The organism is Pelodictyon phaeoclathratiforme BU-1 (assembly GCF_000020645.1).
Taxonomy (GTDB): Bacteria; Bacteroidota; Chlorobiia; order Chlorobiales; family Chlorobiaceae; genus Chlorobium; species Chlorobium phaeoclathratiforme.
Genome location: NC_011060.1, coordinates 2,293,839 through 2,309,495, shown reverse-complemented (window position 1 = coordinate 2,309,495; position 15,657 = coordinate 2,293,839). Strand labels below are relative to the sequence as shown.

Here is a 15,657-nt window from a genome sequence, read left to right as displayed (position 1 = left end):
ACGCAGCTCACATCATTTTCCGGTTTTTAACCGATAACGCACTATAATCCTGCAGGAGTTGAAAGAAGAGTACCAAACATATTTCACTGTACCCAACCAGTTGACTGCCTTGAGAATTTTGCTGGTTCCGGTTTTTGTGGTGCTGCTGCTGCAGGTTGATCCCTGGTTCAAACTGTTCGGTGTGCTTGTTTTTGCCGTAGCCTCCCTGACTGATATCTATGATGGTTATCATGCAAGGAAATACGGTGTTGAAACCCGTCTCGGCGCTTTTCTTGATCCTCTTGCCGATAAATTGCTGATCACTGCAGCTTTTCTTCTCTATGTCTGGATGGGTTATCTTGTTCTCTGGATGGTCGTTCTGGTTGTAGTTCGTGATGTTGTCATCACAGCGTTGAGAATTTATGCTGAATATAAAAACAAACCTGTTGTGACGAGCGTGGAGGCAAAGTACAAAACGGTGGTACAGAATGTTTTTGTCTATGCGATCATGGTGCTGATGTTGATGAAAGAGTCCGCTTTTTCCGGCAAGAGTGTTGCTGTGATGATTAATGGTTTTCTTGGTTCCGGCTATCTTGATTTCGTCATGCTTGCTGTAACCGTTTTTACTGTTTATACAGGCATATCCTATCTGGTGAGTAACTGGAAAATATATTTTCAGAAGCCACTCCAGGAGTGATGACAAGATGAAGCTCCTCACTGCCAAAATTCTCTCGACCTGTTTCGGAATTGGCTTTTTTCCGGTAGCGCCTGGGACTTTTACGAGTGTTGTGGCCGTTTTCTGCTATTATTTTCTTCCGGCACTGCACAATCCGTTGCTCTTGTTCTCCCTTGTTCTGCTCTGCAGTGGCGTTGGCATATGGGCTGGCGGAGTGATGGAGGAGCAGTATGGAAACGATCCATCAATTGTTACGATTGACGAGCTTGCCGGTCAGTGGCTGGCGCTTGTTGCCCTGCCGGAAGGGGCGCTGCCCCTTCTGCTCTCGCTGGCGTTCTTCCGTCTTTTTGATATCGCTAAACCGGGGCCAGTCGACGCTCTCCAGCGCTTGCCGGGTGGGTGGGGGATCATGCTCGATGATCTGCTTGCCGGTTTATTTGCCAATCTTTCCGTACGGGCTCTGCTTTTGCTTCTCTCTCTTTTTCATTTCTGGCCCTCTTTATAAAACTGCCTGATTTTTTCCGTCATGGTTGGGGTGTCGAAGCCGATCTCCTTGTAGAGGGCGTTCATGTTGCCATGCGTTACGAATGCATCGGGAAGGGCGATTTTCAGTACCGGGCGGTTGAGCCCTTTGCTATTGATGTGGTCGATAACGGCGCTGCCGAGTCCACCGATAGCGCTGTTTTCCTCGAGAACAACAAAATGGGTTGATCGGGAGGCCAGTTCCTCGATCACTTCGGTGTCGAGCGGTTTGAGGAAGCGCATGTTGACGACGGTGGCATTGATCTCCTCTTTTTCCAGTATGGTGGCCACTTCAAGGGCTTTTCCCGTCATGGTTCCCATGCAGAGCAGTGCAAGTCCGCTTCCCTCCCTCGCCATAACGGCCTTGCCGATGGGCAAAGAGGTGAATTTTTTGTGGAGGGTTATGCCCGTTCCATTGCCTCTCGGATAACGGATGGCAACCGGGCCTTTCACCTCATAGAGGGCGGTATAGAGCATGTCGCGCAGCTCTTGCTCATCCGCAGGAGCCATAATGACAAGACCCGGTACGGCATGAAGCCAGGAGAGATCGAATGCCCCGTGATGGGTCGGGCCATCTTCGCCGACAAGTCCTGCACGGTCAATGGCAAAAACGACGTGCAGGTTCTGAAGCGCCACATCATGAATCAACTGGTCATAGGCACGCTGCAGAAAGGTTGAGTAAACGGCAAAGACGGGTTTGAACCCTTGTGTGGCAAGTCCCGCAGCAAAGGTGACCGCGTGTGCTTCGGCGATGCCGACATCATAAAAACGATTCGGGATGGCGTTCTGGAAGAGGTCGAGCGATGTTCCGCTTGGCATGGCGGCAGTAATAGCAGTTATTGTGGAGTCTTTCAGGGCCAGCTCAACCAGTGCCTCGCCAAATACCTCCTGATATTTCGGGGGAAGCGAAGTATCAGCGGTTTTGAGCAATTTGCCGGTTGTCGTATCGAACCCGCCATTGTGTGCGTGCCACTTGCTCTGGTTTTCCTCTGCCGGCTTGAACCCTTTACCTTTTGTCGTGATCACATGCAGCAGCTTGGGGTTGGGAAGCGTCTGCATCTCTTTGAGCGCCTTGACGAGTTGTTCCATGTTGTGGCCATCAATCGGGCCAAAATATCTCAATCCAAGGGCCTCAAAAAATGCACCGGGCGTCAATGCAGCCTTGACTCCGTCCTCAATTTTACGAACGGCCTTTTTTGCCTTGTCTCCCAGTCCGTTGTTGAGGAGCGAAAGTGATTTCCAGACCAATTTTCGAGCTCTGTTGTAGGTTTTGTTCAGGCTTATGTTGACAAGATGGTGCCTTAATGCACCGGTATTGGAGGAAATGGCCATCTGATTGTCGTTGAGAATGACAAGCACATCACTTTTCAGGTCTCCGAGATGGTTCATCGCTTCGAAGGCCATGCCGCCGGTCATGCTGCCGTCTCCTATGACCGCGATAACCTTTTCATCGCCGCCCGCGAGATCACTCGCCACAGCGATTCCTGCGGCAGCGGAAATCGAGGTTGAGGCGTGACCGACTCCGAAGGCATCGTGAGCACTTTCCGATCTTTTTGGAAAACCTGCCAACCCTCCGAATTGCCGGTTGGTCTGCATCCGCTCTCTTCTTTCTGTCAGGATTTTATGCACGTAAGCCTGGTGTCCGACATCCCAGATGATTTTATCGTGCGGAGTGCTGTAGACATGATGCAGCGCCACGGTCAGCTCAACAACGCCAAGGCTTGATGCAAAATGGCCGCCATTGAGGGAGACAATTTTGATGACCTCTTTACGGCACTCATCTGCCAGCGTCTGGAGCTCAGCGATGGTTAACTTTTTAAGATCGTCAGTCGAACGGATTGCAGAAAGAAGAGTCATCTGCTGGGAAATGGTGACCGGGAGGGAATCTGGCATGGTGTTTTCGGGCTTCGGGTTCATTGTACTTTTGCTAACGATAACCATGCTTGAGGCTTCCCGGTTCCATGCCGGGCAATGAGCCATTAACGGCCTTTATATGCCTGATATCTGAACGAGCACCTTTCTCTCTTTGCGTGCTCCGTCAAGCTCAACGAAGAAGAGTGACTGCCACTCTCCGAGGAGCAACTTTCCATCCGAGAAGGGAATGGTTTCAGAGCTGTTCATAAAGAGGCCGAGAAGGTGGGAGTGCGCATTGTGGCGGCCATCAATCGGGTTGAGATTGTGGAGATAGTTTCCATCTTTCGGTACCAGACGCTTGAGCCAGGTCTCCATATCTTCAAGGAGTCGCTCCTCTTTTTCGTTGATATTGATAAAGGCCGTGGTATGCTGGCTAATGATGGTTACCTGCCCCTGCTGCAGCCCTGATGATACAAGAGCTGTTGTTACTTCCGGGGTTATGTCGATGATTTCAACGGGCTTTGTGGTTTGTATCCTGATCGTGTGCGTAATGATGCGCATTGCTGTAAAAGGTCAATAATTGCGTTCAAACATCTTTCTCCCGACAGAACGGGATTTTATTACTCGTTGGTTTTGCTTTCAGCAGGTGATGACAATTCCTTCGTGAGGAGAGAGATTGACCCGTGTAACGTTCTCTGCACAATGAATATCGCTGATTTTTTTGTCAGCAAGTGTGCTTTGGAGGGTCAGCCTTTCAATGGCGATATGATCAATCGAGGGATGTTCGAACTCTATGGCAATTCCGGTTGCACTGAAATTGGCCAGAACAAAGGCGTGTTCATTGGCGGTAAAACGGTGAAATCCCAGACAGTTTGATTTGTTGGCACTGTGCATTTCAAGCTGCTCAACTTCTCCTTCCTGAAATACCTTTTTTTTCTGAAGCGTAAAAAGCTTTTGATAGAGCACAGAGAGGTCGATGTTATCAGGTTCGGGAGCCTGCCGGATAAGTTGAACCGGAATTTTCTGCCGGAAGCCATCCATCTGATCCTGGTGGACAAGATGCATTCCCGGAGCAGTCAGCAGCACCAGAGCGGCAGCTTTGTTGTTGAGACCGATTTTATCGGCAGCTCTTGGTTCGTCATGGTTTTCAAGGAAGCGGCAGAGATGGCGCTGGTACTCCCAATGTGCCTGCATGTGTCCATCAAGCTTTTCAACATTGACGGGGGAGCTGCTGATATAGTCATAAAAGGGTTTGTCGTAGGTGAAGTCAAAACCTTGCTGCTGCAGTTCCCACTCCTTGTTCCAGTAAGATTCGGCAAGAAATATAAAGTCGGGATGACGGCGCTTGACCGCAGTGATTGCGTTGTACCAGAACTCCTCCTTCATGGCGCCACCGAGGTTGCTCCAGGTGGTATTAAAAACACTTTTCAGAATCAGCATGGCCATATCGCATCTGACGGCATCACAGAGTGTGCTGATTTTGAAAAGATTTTCCGTCATCATTTCCCGGGTCTCTTTTCTTGCATAGTTGAGCTGAAGTGTGTCTGTCCAAGGGTCGTAATAAGGGTCTTTGCCGTAAGCCAGATATGTTCCGCATATATATTCAAAACCGGATCGGGGATCCTGGCTCTGTTCAGCTTTGGATACAGGAATAAAGTATTCCGGGTGTTCCGGGAGCCATTCATTGTCGAGTGCAAGGTGGTTTGGCACATAATCAAGCATAAGCTTGATGCCGTAATCACGAAGTTTTTCGCGGAATACAATCAGCTCCTCTTCTCCTCCCAGAGCGTCATTGACGGTGTATGAAGGAATGGAATAGGGTGATGATGCAATATCGCCAGGCTCAATGAGAGCAATGTGCTCAAGGAACGAGCTTCGAAGACCGGGGTGTGCTGTTGCAATTGCCTTGCTGTACTGACTTGGCTTCCATACACCCATCAGCCATACCATGTCAAAATTGCAGCTTGTAAAGAAGTTGAATGCTGAGTCCGGTATATTCCCAAGCGTTACAGGCCGGTTATGCTCTCTGCTCAGTTTTTGTAGCCAGATTCTTGTATTGATTTCGTAAACAAGAGGAAACATTGAGTTTTGATCGTTTAGGTGGCAATAACATCGCGCTCAAATATAGTAACTCTGAAAGCCAAAAGTGAGTGGGCTACTCATTAAAAAAGAGGCAAAAGGATTTGTTTTGCTCTGATTTGTAAAAGGGGCAAAGATGTACGAAATTCAACTGGAGATTTTGGCGTTCTCCGAATGGACGAGGGTGGATAGAGCGCTCTAACTGTTAACAGGTATCGAGAAGTATTGACGGATTTTTTAAACGATCTCAATGAAGTGCAGCGCAATGCCGTAATCGCTACGACCGGGCCAGTAATGGTACTGGCGGGAGCTGGTTCCGGCAAGACAAGGGTGATTACCTACCGTATTGCATATCTTATCAGAAACGAGGGAGTCTCTCCCCAAAATATACTTGCACTCACCTTTACCAACAAGGCTGCAGGTGAGATGCGTCACCGTGTTGACACCTTGTTGCATCAAGGCAGTTCCCGTGGCCTGTGGATTGGTACCTTCCACTCTATTTTTGCGCGTATTCTCCGCAACTCCATTGATTTGATTGGTTATGACAAAAACTTTTCAATTTTCGACAGTGAGGACAGCAAAAGCCTGATCAGGCAGTCGATGGCTGAACTCAATATTTCTGTTGAGTCGGTCCCCGTCAATACGGTTCAGGGACTTATCAGCCGGGCAAAAAACAGTTTTATTCTTCCTTCAGAGTTTCATCGCAATGCCAGCGACTACAATCAGCAAAAGGCGTCGCAGATCTATGAATTGTATGCCAGAAAGCTGAAGGAGAACAATGCCCTCGATTTTGATGACCTGCTTATCAAGCCGCTTGAGCTCTTCAATGCGCACCCCGAGGTGCTCCAGGAGTTGCAGGAGACTTTCCGCTATATCATGATTGACGAGTATCAGGATACCAATCGGGCACAATATCTTGTCGCAAAAATGCTTGGGGCAAAACATCGCAACATCTTTGTAGTTGGTGATGATGCACAATCGATCTATTCCTGGCGGGGCGCAGATATTTCCAATATCCTGAACTTTCAGGACGATTACCATGATGCGTTGACCTTCAAGCTCGTTGAGAATTATCGCAGTACGGGAAATATCCTCAAGGCAGCAAACAACGTGATCAGTTGTAACCTGCGGCAGATCAAAAAAGAGCTGATTTCACACCGTAATGAGGGTGAACCCCTGACGCTTATTGAGGCCTATAATGAGCGGAATGAGGCTGAAAGGGTGGGGGAGCAGATTCGCAATCTGCGTCTGAAGCAAGGCTTCGAATTTCGGAGCTTTGCGGTTTTTTACCGTACCAATGCCCAGTCGAGGGTGCTTGAAGATGTCATGCGTCAGCACAAGATTCCTTACAAGATTTTCGGCAGCGTCTCCTTTTACAAACGCAAAGAGATCAAGGATGCGGTCGCCTACCTGCGTTTTATTCTTAATGACCGTGATGGCGAATCGCTGTTAAGGATTATCAATTTCCCGCCCCGAAAAATCGGTGATGTCAGTATCGCCAAACTCAGGGAATTTGCCGAAGATCGTCAAATAAGCCTCTATGAAGCTATTCTGCACTCAGGTGAGGGTGGTTTTCAGCCGCGACTTGTCAATGCTCTCAGCTCATTCAGCGCTGTTATTGAAACGCTCAGAAAAGTGGCGGTAGATGGCACGGTGTACGAAGTTTTGACAGAACTCTTTACGCTGACCTCCATTCCTCTTCTTTTGCAGACAGAAAATACTCCTGAATCGCTGGTGCGTTATGAAAACCTTCAGGAGCTGCTCTCCATGGCAAGGGATTTTTCTGATCACAATCCGGATACAGGCTCTCTTGGTGATTTTCTGGAGAATATCTCGCTTGCTTCTGATTATGATGAAACACAGGAATCGGATAATTACGTCTCTTTGATGACGGTACATGCCGCCAAAGGCCTGGAGTTTCCTGTTGTCTTTATTACAGGTCTTGAGGAGAGGCTTTTTCCCCTGCACTGCTATGAGCCTGAAGAGCTTGAAGAGGAGCGAAGGCTTTTTTATGTTGCAATGACGAGGGCGCAGGAGAAGATATTTCTCTCCTGGGCGCAGAGCCGTTATCAGTACGGGCAGCAGCACCATTGCCTCAGATCGATGTTTATTGGTGAGATCGATGCCTCGATTGTGCAGACAGAGAGTGGTAATTTTCTTTCTGATCGTCAGGCAAAGGAAAAAGTGGCTTCCGGTTTTTCATCTCCTTCAAGAGGGTATCAGTCAAAAACGGCAACCTCCTCCTCTGCTGTTGCGGGGGTATTGCCAAAGTCTTCACAGCCCGCTTTTCGTGAGGGAACGATGGTGCATCATGCTGTTTTTGGTCCAGGAGTTGTGCTTGATGTGCAGGGTAGCGGCGCAAAGCAGAAAGTCCGGATAACGTTTCGCAATGCAGGGGAGAAGACGCTGATGGTTCAGTATGCCAATCTCAGGATTCAGCAGTAACCCGTGTCGGAGTTCCTGTACTTCACATCTAAATGTTCCGCAGTATGAAGATTCTTTTCGGTGTTCAGGGTACGGGAAATGGTCATATCAGTCGCAGCCGGGAGCTTGTTCGAAAGCTCAAGGAGGATGGTCACGATGTTGAGGTGATTATCAGCGGCAGAAAAGAGGAGGAGTTGAAAGAGGTAGAGGTATTTGAGCCATACCGGGTGATGAAGGGGATGACACTGGTCACCTACAAGGGAAAGATGGACTATTTCGAAACGATGCTTCAGCTTGACCTCGTTCGTCTGATGGCGGATATTGTGACGCTTGATACCAAAGGGACAGAGCTGATTATTACTGATTTCGATCCGATTACCTCAATGGTGGCCAGAACAAGAAATATTCCCTCTGTAGGTTTCGGTCATCAATATGCTTTCAAATATGATATTCCAATGGGCCGGGGAACTTTTTTTGAAAAACAGATCCTCCTGAATTTTGCTCCTGCCCGCTACAATGCAGGTCTCCATTGGAGCCATTTTGACCAGCCAATTTTCCCGCCGGTTATTCCCGCTACGCTCTATGCACATCGGAGTGTGACGGTAATCGGGAAAAAAATTCTTGTCTATCTTCCTTTTGAAGAGGTTGAAGACATTCAGCTCTTTCTGGCTCCATTTGGCGCGTATGAGTTTTATATCTACGGGAAGGTGCATGAGGATCGTGATGAGGGCCATTTGCATTTCAGGGGGTATTCCCGCGCAGGTTTTCTCGCCGATCTTATGGATTGCAATGGCGTTGTCTGCAATGCCGGATTTGAGCTTCCTGGTGAAGCGCTTCATCTTGGAAAAAAGCTGTTGCTCAGGCCTCTCGATGGTCAGATTGAACAGCAATCCAATGCACTTGGTCTGGTAGAACTTGGGTATGGTATGGCGATGGATACGCTTGATGGCGCTCTTCTTGCAGAGTGGCTGCAGAAACCCTGCCGTGAGCCATTGCTCTACGCCAGAACGGTCGACTATATTGCTGAATGGATAGGCAGTGGCCAGTGGGATCAGCTTTCGAAATATACTGATGCCGCCTGGGCGGATCAGTCTTGACAAGCATCATCATGCATTTCAGGGAGCTTGTAACAAAATGCCGGAGTTACCGGAGATTTGACGGGGCAACACCGGTTGCCGAAGATGTTGTGCGGGATCTTGTGGAGCTGGCCTGTTATGTTCCTTCGTCGAAAAATCTTCAGCCCCTGAAATTTATTGCTGTTTGTGAGCCTTCTCTCGCCACGGCCCTCTACCCCTCTCTTTCCTGGGCAGGTTACCTTGCTGACTGGTCAGGCCCGCCTGAGGGTGAGCGTCCCCAGGCCTATATTGTCATGCTTGGTGATCTCTCAATAAGCAGTGACTTTGCCTGCGACAGTGGCATCGCAGCCCAAACCATCCTTCTTGGCGCAACAGCTTCGGGTTTGGGAGGATGCATTCTTGGCTCTCTCAATCGCCAAAAAATCAGAGAGTTGCTGAAAATCCCGGAAAGGTTTGCTCTTCTCATGGTTATTGCTCTGGGAAAACCCATCGAAACGGTTGTTATTGACCAGATGGGCGATGATGATTCGGTTCGCTATTACAGGGATGCGAACGCTCTTCATCATGTTCCAAAAAGAGTGGTTGATGATGTTCTCCTGAACTTTCTTTAACCCCCTATGGTGTTATTTTACGGCTTATGATCCGTATTGACGAACTTCTCAGAGCGTATCGGCGCGGTTATTTCCCGATGTCAGACCCTGAGGATGAAAAAGTGTACTGGTGTCAACCGTACAAAAGGGCTGTTTTTTGTCTCGACTCCTATCGCCCTTCGCGTGATGTTCTTCGCCTGACCAGAAAAAAAGAGTTCACTGTGACTCTTGACAAAGAGTTTGCGGGTGTGATCAAAGGGTGTGCTGCGCCACGAAAAAATGATCATGAGACCTGGATTTCTGATGAGATTATTGAGGCTTATACCAAGCTTCACAGCCTCGGTATTGCCCATAGTTTTGAAAGCTGGTATCAGGGTGAGCTTGTTGGAGGTTTGTATGGTATTGCCCTTGGTGGCGCTTTTTTTGGGGAGTCGATGTTTTCCCGCCGCTCTTATGCATCACGAATTGCATTTGACCATCTGGTCTTCCATTTGAGAGAAAAAGGGTACCTGTTGCTTGATGCCCAGATCATGAACCCCCATCTCCAGAGGCTGGGCGCTGTTGAGATTGAACATGAGGAGTATATGCGGCAACTCGCTCATGCATTGCAAAAAAAGATTGTTTTTCTCTAAGCAGGCGAAAAATCGTACTTTGTGCAACGATAGTTTTACCTTCCCGAAGAGGGGAGACCTTTTTGGATTATTGACCTTTAACCGGGGAGTTTTTATGTTGTCGAGGGACTTAACGGAAAATCAATCGCAGACAAGAGTTATCATTTATTCAGGAAAAGGGGGAACCGGAAAAACTACCATTTCATCATCAACAGCGGTCGCACTGGCAAGGCAGAACAAAAAGGTTCTGATCATGTCATCCGATCCTGCTCATTCGCTTTCGGATGTTTTTAATGTTCGTATCAGTCGCAATGATCCCCAGAAGATCGAAGAAAATCTTTACGGTCTTGAAGTTGATACGGTGTACGAGCTTAAAAAGAACATGTCCGGTTTTCAGAAATTCGTCTCTACCTCTTACAAAAACAAGGGTATTGACAGCGGTATGGCTACCGAGCTGACCACCCAGCCAGGTCTTGATGAAATTTTTGCCTTGAGTCGTCTGCTGGATGAGGCGCAATCAGGGAAGTGGGATGCTGTGGTGCTCGACACCTCTCCTACAGGGAATACGCTTCGCCTGCTCGCCTACCCTGAAATCATTATTGGCGGAAATATGGGCAAGCAGTTTTTCAAGCTCTATAAAAGTATGTCGTCACTGGCTCGTCCGTTGAGCGGAAAATCCATCCCGGATGATGACTTTTTTAATGAGGTCAATGTGCTTCTCAAGCAGATGGAGGATATCAACAAGTTTATTCTCAGTCCCGAGGTTACTTTCCGACTGGTGCTGAACCCTGAGAAGCTCTCCATTCTTGAAACAAAGCGCGCCTATACTTTCGTGCATCTTTACGGTATCAATGTTGACGGTATTGTGATCAACAAAATTTTGCCTACCTCAAAAACGGTCGGCGAGTATTTTGAGTTCTGGGCCGATCTGCACAGTAAATATCTGATGGAGATCGACAGCTCCTTTTACCCTACTCCGGTCTTCCGCTGTCATTTGCAGAGAACAGAACCGATCGGGCCGGATGCGTTGCATGATATCAGCAAACTGGTTTTTGGCGAACAGCTTCCTGACAAGATTTTTTATTCCGGAAAGAACTTCTGGATTGAGAGCAAAAAAAATGCAGCAACGGAAGATCATCGCGAAGTTCTTTGTATCAAGGTACCCTTTCTCAAGGATGCCGAAGAGGTGCTTGTCACCCGCATGGGTACGGACATCGTTGTCACTGTAGACAGGGCACAAAGAATCATAACTCTTCCAAGGGCGCTCTACAGTCTTGAAATGGAAGAGTATATCCGGGAGGATAATCTTCTTCGCGTGGTATTCAGAGATATTCCTGTTGAAAAAGAGGAGCAGGAGTTGAGCGTGAATAAAAATGTGCTTGATAAACTGCGTTCAATGAGGCGAATGAAGCTGTAGTAAAAGTGGGGAACAGCCGCAGGAAGAAAAATTCAGGGGAAAGAGTTTAAGTTTTCACGGGAATCTTGTATCTTCAATGTTTAAAACATTGAATTAACGGCAATTTACCCCAATTTTTGTTAAAGAATCAGCTTATATCATGCCCGAGAAAGCGCACTATGGTTTGTTGAAAGGGAAGAAGGGAATCGTATTCGGCCCGCTTGATGAAAGCAGTATCGGCTGGCAGATTGCGCTTCATGCCTACAGGGAGGGCGCAGAGATCGCCATCTCGAATGTTGCGGCCGCGTTGCGTTTCGGCAATATTGAAGAACTCTCGACCCTATGCGGTAATGCTCCGATGTTTGTTTGTGATGCGTCGAAAAATGAGGACGTCGATGCATGCTTCAAGGAACTTAAGGAAAAAATGGGTTCGGTCGATTTTATTGTCCATTCAATCGGGATGTCACAGAATATTCGCAAGCAGTTGCCCTATGAAGATCTGAACTATGAGTGGTTTATCAAAACCCTTGATGTTTCTGCTTTGTCGTTGCATCGGCTCGTCTCTTATGCTTTGAAGAATGAGGCAATCAATAAGGGCGGCAGTATTCTCTCTCTTTCCTATATCGCGTCACAGAGAAATTATTGGACCTACTCTGATATGGGTGATGCCAAATCGCTGCTTGAATCCATTGTCCGCAGTTATGGACCAAGGCTTGCAAGGCAGGCGATCCGTATTAACACCATATCGCAGAGTCCAACCTATACCAAGGCAGGAAGCGGTATTCCTGGATTTGAAAAAATGTACGAGTATAGTGACCTCATGTCGCCTCTTGGAAATGCTTCTGCCGAAGAGTGTGCTGAATATTGCATGACTATTCTCAGTGATCTTTCCCGCAAGGTCACCATGCAGAACCTGTTCCACGATGGCGGTTACAGTTCGATGGGAGCGACCATTCCCATGATCAAGCTTGCTCATGAGGTGCTCAATGACAAGGAGCTTGCATTACGGGTGGGTCTCGATGAGTGACCTCCTCCTTCCTTCTGTATGCAGGAGGATGAGGCCGTAGCGTTGTTTTCGTTTGTTTGACAGACAAGTGTCCGGGTTCCCTCTAAAGATGATATGGCCGCTCTGTTTTTCTGTGCATTCTGAGTGATGCACAGAAAAATACGGTCAGTACTATTACGTATTTTATCGCCTGACGGCTCTTTTCACCATCCCGCTTCGGGCGCATTGATTATCAGCGTCCGTTTTTGTATGGTCGGTGTAGATGTTTGTCGGAGGCTTTCACAGCAGTTATATTTCGTTTTCGTTTCAGTTGGAGCGGCGCTCGCTTCTGTGCGATTTCATGAGATTCTTTTTCCTGAGTATCTTTTTCGAATAATTTCCAAAAATACTTAAAACGACACTATTACAGATGGCAAAAACAGCAAAAATTATCTATACCAAGATCGATGAGGCTCCTGCTTTGGCGACCTACTCTCTCCTTCCCATTCTCAATGCATTTGCGAGGGGTACTGGCGTTGATTTTGAGCCCAGGGATATCTCACTTGCAGGAAGAATTATTGCAAACTTTCCTGAAAATCTGACTGAAAGCCAGAGAATACCCGATTACCTTGCTGAACTGGGTGCTCTTGCACTGACTCCCGAAGCAAATATCATCAAGCTGCCGAATATCAGTGCCTCAATTCCCCAGTTGAGAGCCGCTATCAAAGAGCTTCAGGAGCATGGTTACAACATCCCTGATTATCCTGAAGCGCCTGCAAATGAAGCAGAAAAAGAGCTTCAGACAAGGTTTGCCAAGGTTCTTGGCAGCGCTGTAAACCCGGTTTTGCGTGAGGGAAATTCCGATCGTCGGGCGCCGCTTTCGGTAAAAGCCTTTGCACAGAAAAATCCGCACAAGATGGGCGCATGGAGCAGCGACTCCAAATCACATGTCGCCTCAATGAGTGCCGGTGATTTCTATGGCAGTGAAAAGTCTGTTACGGTGGGCGAAGCAACCGCAGTTACCATAGAGTTTGTCGACAATGCAGGTCAGTCAACCGTTCTGAAAGAGAATACTCCGTTACTTGCCGGTGAGATTATTGATACATCCGTTATGAATGTTCGCTCACTCCGCAACTTTTTTGAAGCGCAGATTGCCGATGCAAAAGCTACCGGTGTGCTGCTTTCGCTGCATCTGAAAGCCACCATGATGAAGGTCTCTGATCCCATCATGTTCGGTCATGCCGTTACCGTTTTTTATAAGGATGTGTTTGAAAAACATGCCGCACTTATCAAAGAGCTTGGCGTGAATGTGAACAATGGTCTTGGTGACCTCTATGCCAAAATCCAGAAACTTCCTGAGGCACAAAAAGCTGAAATTGAAGCTGATATCAATGCCGTTTATGCCAACCGTCCGGCACTTGCCATGGTTGATTCCGACAAGGGTATCACCAATCTTCATGTTCCGAATGATATCATTGTTGATGCATCCATGCCCGTGGTTGTTCGTGATTCCGGCAAGATGTGGGGCCCTGACGGCAAGCTTCACGATACGAAAGCCATGATTCCCGACCGCTGCTATGCAACCATGTATCAGGCCATCATTGAGGATTGTAAACAACATGGCGCCTTTAATCCGGCAACCATCGGCAGTGTGCCAAACGTTGGGCTTATGGCTCAGCAGGCAGAAGAGTACGGTTCACACAACAAGACCTTTGTAGCGCCCGCAAACGGGACAATTAATGTTGTTGATGCTGCTGGCCAGACCGTGCTCGCACAGGCTGTTGAAGTGGGTGACATTTTCAGGATGTGCCAGGCAAAGGATGCTCCGGTCAAGGATTGGGTAAAACTTGCCGTCAAGAGGGCAAGAATAACCGGAGTGCCTGCAATTTTCTGGCTCGACAGCAAGAGGGCTCATGATGCAGAGATCATCAATAAAGTGACAGAATATCTCAAGGAGCACGACACCACCGGTCTCGATATCCGTATCCTGACTCCGGTTGAGGCCATGCGTTTCTCTCTTGAAAGAATCAGGGCAGGCAAGGATACCATCTCGGTCACCGGTAACGTGCTTCGCGATTATCTTACCGATCTCTTCCCGATCATCGAGCTTGGCACCAGTGCCAAGATGCTTTCGGTTGTACCTCTCATGAACGGTGGCGGTCTGTTTGAGACCGGTGCAGGCGGATCCGCTCCAAAACATGTGCAGCAGTTCCAGAAAGAGGGCTATCTGCGCTGGGACTCCCTCGGAGAATTTTCAGCAATTGCCGCATCGCTTGAGCATGTGGCCCAATCGTTCAGCAACGACAAGGCAAGGATTCTGGCCGAGACTCTCGATCAGGCCATTGGCAAGTTCCTCGACAACGACAAGTCACCAGCCCGTAAAGTTGGCCAGATCGATAACAGGGGAAGCCACTTCTACCTTGCACTCTACTGGGCAGAGGCGCTTGCCGCACAGCAGGAAGATCAGGAACTGCAGAGCCGTTTTGCCGCTGTTGCACAGCAACTTGGCGACAATGAAGCAAAAATCAACGAAGAGCTGATTGGCGCACAGGGAAAACCAGTCGATATGGGTGGCTATTACAACCCGGATGAAGCCCTGACGACACAGTCCATGCGTCCCAGCGCCACCTTTAACGCTATTATTGACGTCCTCTGATTATCTGATTACAAAAGCATTGAAACAACAGAAAAGCCCGGTTTATTCAGGGCTTTTCTGTTGTTTCTTTTTTCTCGGTATTCAGCAATCATCTTTTTTTTAAGAGTTCAAACGGTAACTGCTGACGTTCCTGAAGATTTCCTGAGGCGGAATGCTACAAACAAACCGCCGAGACACAGAAGAACATATGTACTTGGCTCGGGATTCGGGCTGTTGGAAACCAGACCCTGGTAGTTTGTATGTTTTACATCTTTTCCGGGATTGATCCAGAGGAATTTCGACACGTCGCTGGAATTAGTAGTCGCTTCATTGATGTATTTATTGTACAGAGTTGCTATGTTGGAGGTGGATCCGTATGACTCAATATCCAGATCATACACTCCTGTTTCATTAACTACATGCCAAATAGCGGCCTGAAGAGCTATTGCCTGCTCTCCCTGTCCACCAATGCCATAATTTCCTAACAGATAAGCGACCTTGCCTGCATTTTTTACAGGATTGCCATGGATTATAGCTGAGTTATTTACGGTGGTATAAGGATAATTATCATTTACATTGACAGGAGTAAAAAGATCAACACAGTAGAGATATTTGAGCGCTCTTTCGTTAAGATAAGATGGGTCAATAGAACCTCCCCCCTCTGATTTATGGACACCCTTCACGATAGATTTAATGTTTGAGTAGGATCCGCCTATGTGAAGATTAATCACCTCTGTTGCATGAGCCATCCCGCTCATTGTCATGATTGCAACTGCGATAATCGCATAAAGAATCGTTTTCATTTTTTCGGGATTTTTAAGTTTAAATGG

13 protein-coding genes are annotated in these 15,657 nt (G+C 47.8%); 9 read left to right on the top strand and 4 right to left on the bottom strand.

Translation table 11 applies throughout. The features are described 5' to 3' along the window. The first annotated feature begins 58 nt into the window (after positions 1–58). Both pgsA and PPHA_RS11000 read left to right on the top strand, forming a co-directional pair. Positions 59–676 (top strand): CDP-diacylglycerol--glycerol-3-phosphate 3-phosphatidyltransferase, encoded by a 618-nt coding sequence (gene pgsA / locus PPHA_RS11005; protein ID WP_012508897.1) that lies wholly within the window; start codon positions 59–61, stop codon positions 674–676. 7 nt (positions 677–683) lie between these two features. Next, the gene (locus tag PPHA_RS11000; RefSeq protein WP_012508896.1) at positions 684–1,160 is read left to right on the top strand and encodes a phosphatidylglycerophosphatase A family protein; all 477 of its coding nucleotides are present in this window, start codon (positions 684–686) and stop codon (positions 1,158–1,160) included. On the opposite strand, the gene dxs is transcribed toward PPHA_RS11000, so the two are convergent. The 3 genes from dxs to PPHA_RS10985 form a co-directional block, all read right to left on the bottom strand. Further along, a complete protein-coding gene (gene dxs / locus PPHA_RS10995) occupies positions 1,139–3,070 on the bottom strand; it encodes a 1-deoxy-D-xylulose-5-phosphate synthase (protein WP_041526857.1) in 1,932 nt (643 codons plus the stop codon). The two genes, PPHA_RS11000 and dxs, sit on opposite strands and share 22 nt — an antisense overlap. A gap of 96 nt (positions 3,071–3,166) precedes the next feature. Then, positions 3,167–3,592: a secondary thiamine-phosphate synthase enzyme YjbQ gene (locus tag PPHA_RS10990; RefSeq protein ID WP_012508894.1), complete on the bottom strand. Its 426-nt coding sequence runs from the start codon at positions 3,590–3,592 to the stop codon at positions 3,167–3,169. Between the two features lie 78 nt (positions 3,593–3,670). Next, on the bottom strand, positions 3,671–5,113 hold the full coding sequence (locus PPHA_RS10985) for an alpha-amylase family glycosyl hydrolase (RefSeq protein WP_012508893.1): 1,443 nt from the start codon (positions 5,111–5,113) through the stop codon (positions 3,671–3,673). A 222-nt stretch (positions 5,114–5,335) separates the two neighbouring features. On the opposite strand from PPHA_RS10985, the gene PPHA_RS10980 reads away from it, so the two are divergent. The 7 genes from PPHA_RS10980 to PPHA_RS10950 all read left to right on the top strand — a co-directional run bounded on the left by PPHA_RS10980 (position 5,336) and on the right by PPHA_RS10950 (position 14,848). Beyond that, the gene (locus PPHA_RS10980; RefSeq protein WP_012508892.1) at positions 5,336–7,555 is read left to right on the top strand and encodes an ATP-dependent helicase; all 2,220 of its coding nucleotides are present in this window, start codon (positions 5,336–5,338) and stop codon (positions 7,553–7,555) included. Between the two features lie 44 nt (positions 7,556–7,599). Beyond that, entirely contained in the window at positions 7,600–8,631 is a 1,032-nt protein-coding gene (locus tag PPHA_RS10975; RefSeq protein WP_041526856.1) for a glycosyltransferase family protein, read from the top strand. Positions 8,632–8,642: 11 nt separating this feature from the next. Continuing rightward, a complete protein-coding gene (locus PPHA_RS10970) occupies positions 8,643–9,221 on the top strand; it encodes a nitroreductase family protein (RefSeq protein WP_012508890.1) in 579 nt (192 codons plus the stop codon). A 26-nt stretch (positions 9,222–9,247) separates the two neighbouring features. Beyond that, positions 9,248–9,832 carry a leucyl/phenylalanyl-tRNA--protein transferase gene (aat, locus tag PPHA_RS10965; RefSeq protein ID WP_012508889.1) on the top strand — a complete coding sequence of 195 codons (585 nt, stop codon included), beginning with the start codon at positions 9,248–9,250 and terminating at the stop codon, positions 9,830–9,832. A 94-nt stretch (positions 9,833–9,926) separates the two neighbouring features. Then, on the top strand, positions 9,927–11,228 hold the full coding sequence (locus PPHA_RS10960) for an ArsA family ATPase (protein WP_012508888.1): 1,302 nt from the start codon (positions 9,927–9,929) through the stop codon (positions 11,226–11,228). Positions 11,229–11,367: 139 nt separating this feature from the next. Beyond that, positions 11,368–12,234: an enoyl-ACP reductase gene (locus PPHA_RS10955; protein ID WP_012508887.1), complete on the top strand. Its 867-nt coding sequence runs from the start codon at positions 11,368–11,370 to the stop codon at positions 12,232–12,234. 388 nt (positions 12,235–12,622) lie between these two features. After that, positions 12,623–14,848 carry an NADP-dependent isocitrate dehydrogenase gene (locus PPHA_RS10950; protein WP_012508886.1) on the top strand — a complete coding sequence of 742 codons (2,226 nt, stop codon included), beginning with the start codon at positions 12,623–12,625 and terminating at the stop codon, positions 14,846–14,848. Between the two features lie 107 nt (positions 14,849–14,955). Here the strand turns inward: PPHA_RS10950 and PPHA_RS10945 are convergent, their stop codons facing one another. Further along, positions 14,956–15,630 (bottom strand): Cys-Gln thioester bond-forming surface protein, encoded by a 675-nt coding sequence (locus PPHA_RS10945; protein ID WP_012508885.1) that lies wholly within the window; start codon positions 15,628–15,630, stop codon positions 14,956–14,958. Positions 15,631–15,657: the final 27 nt, after the last annotated feature.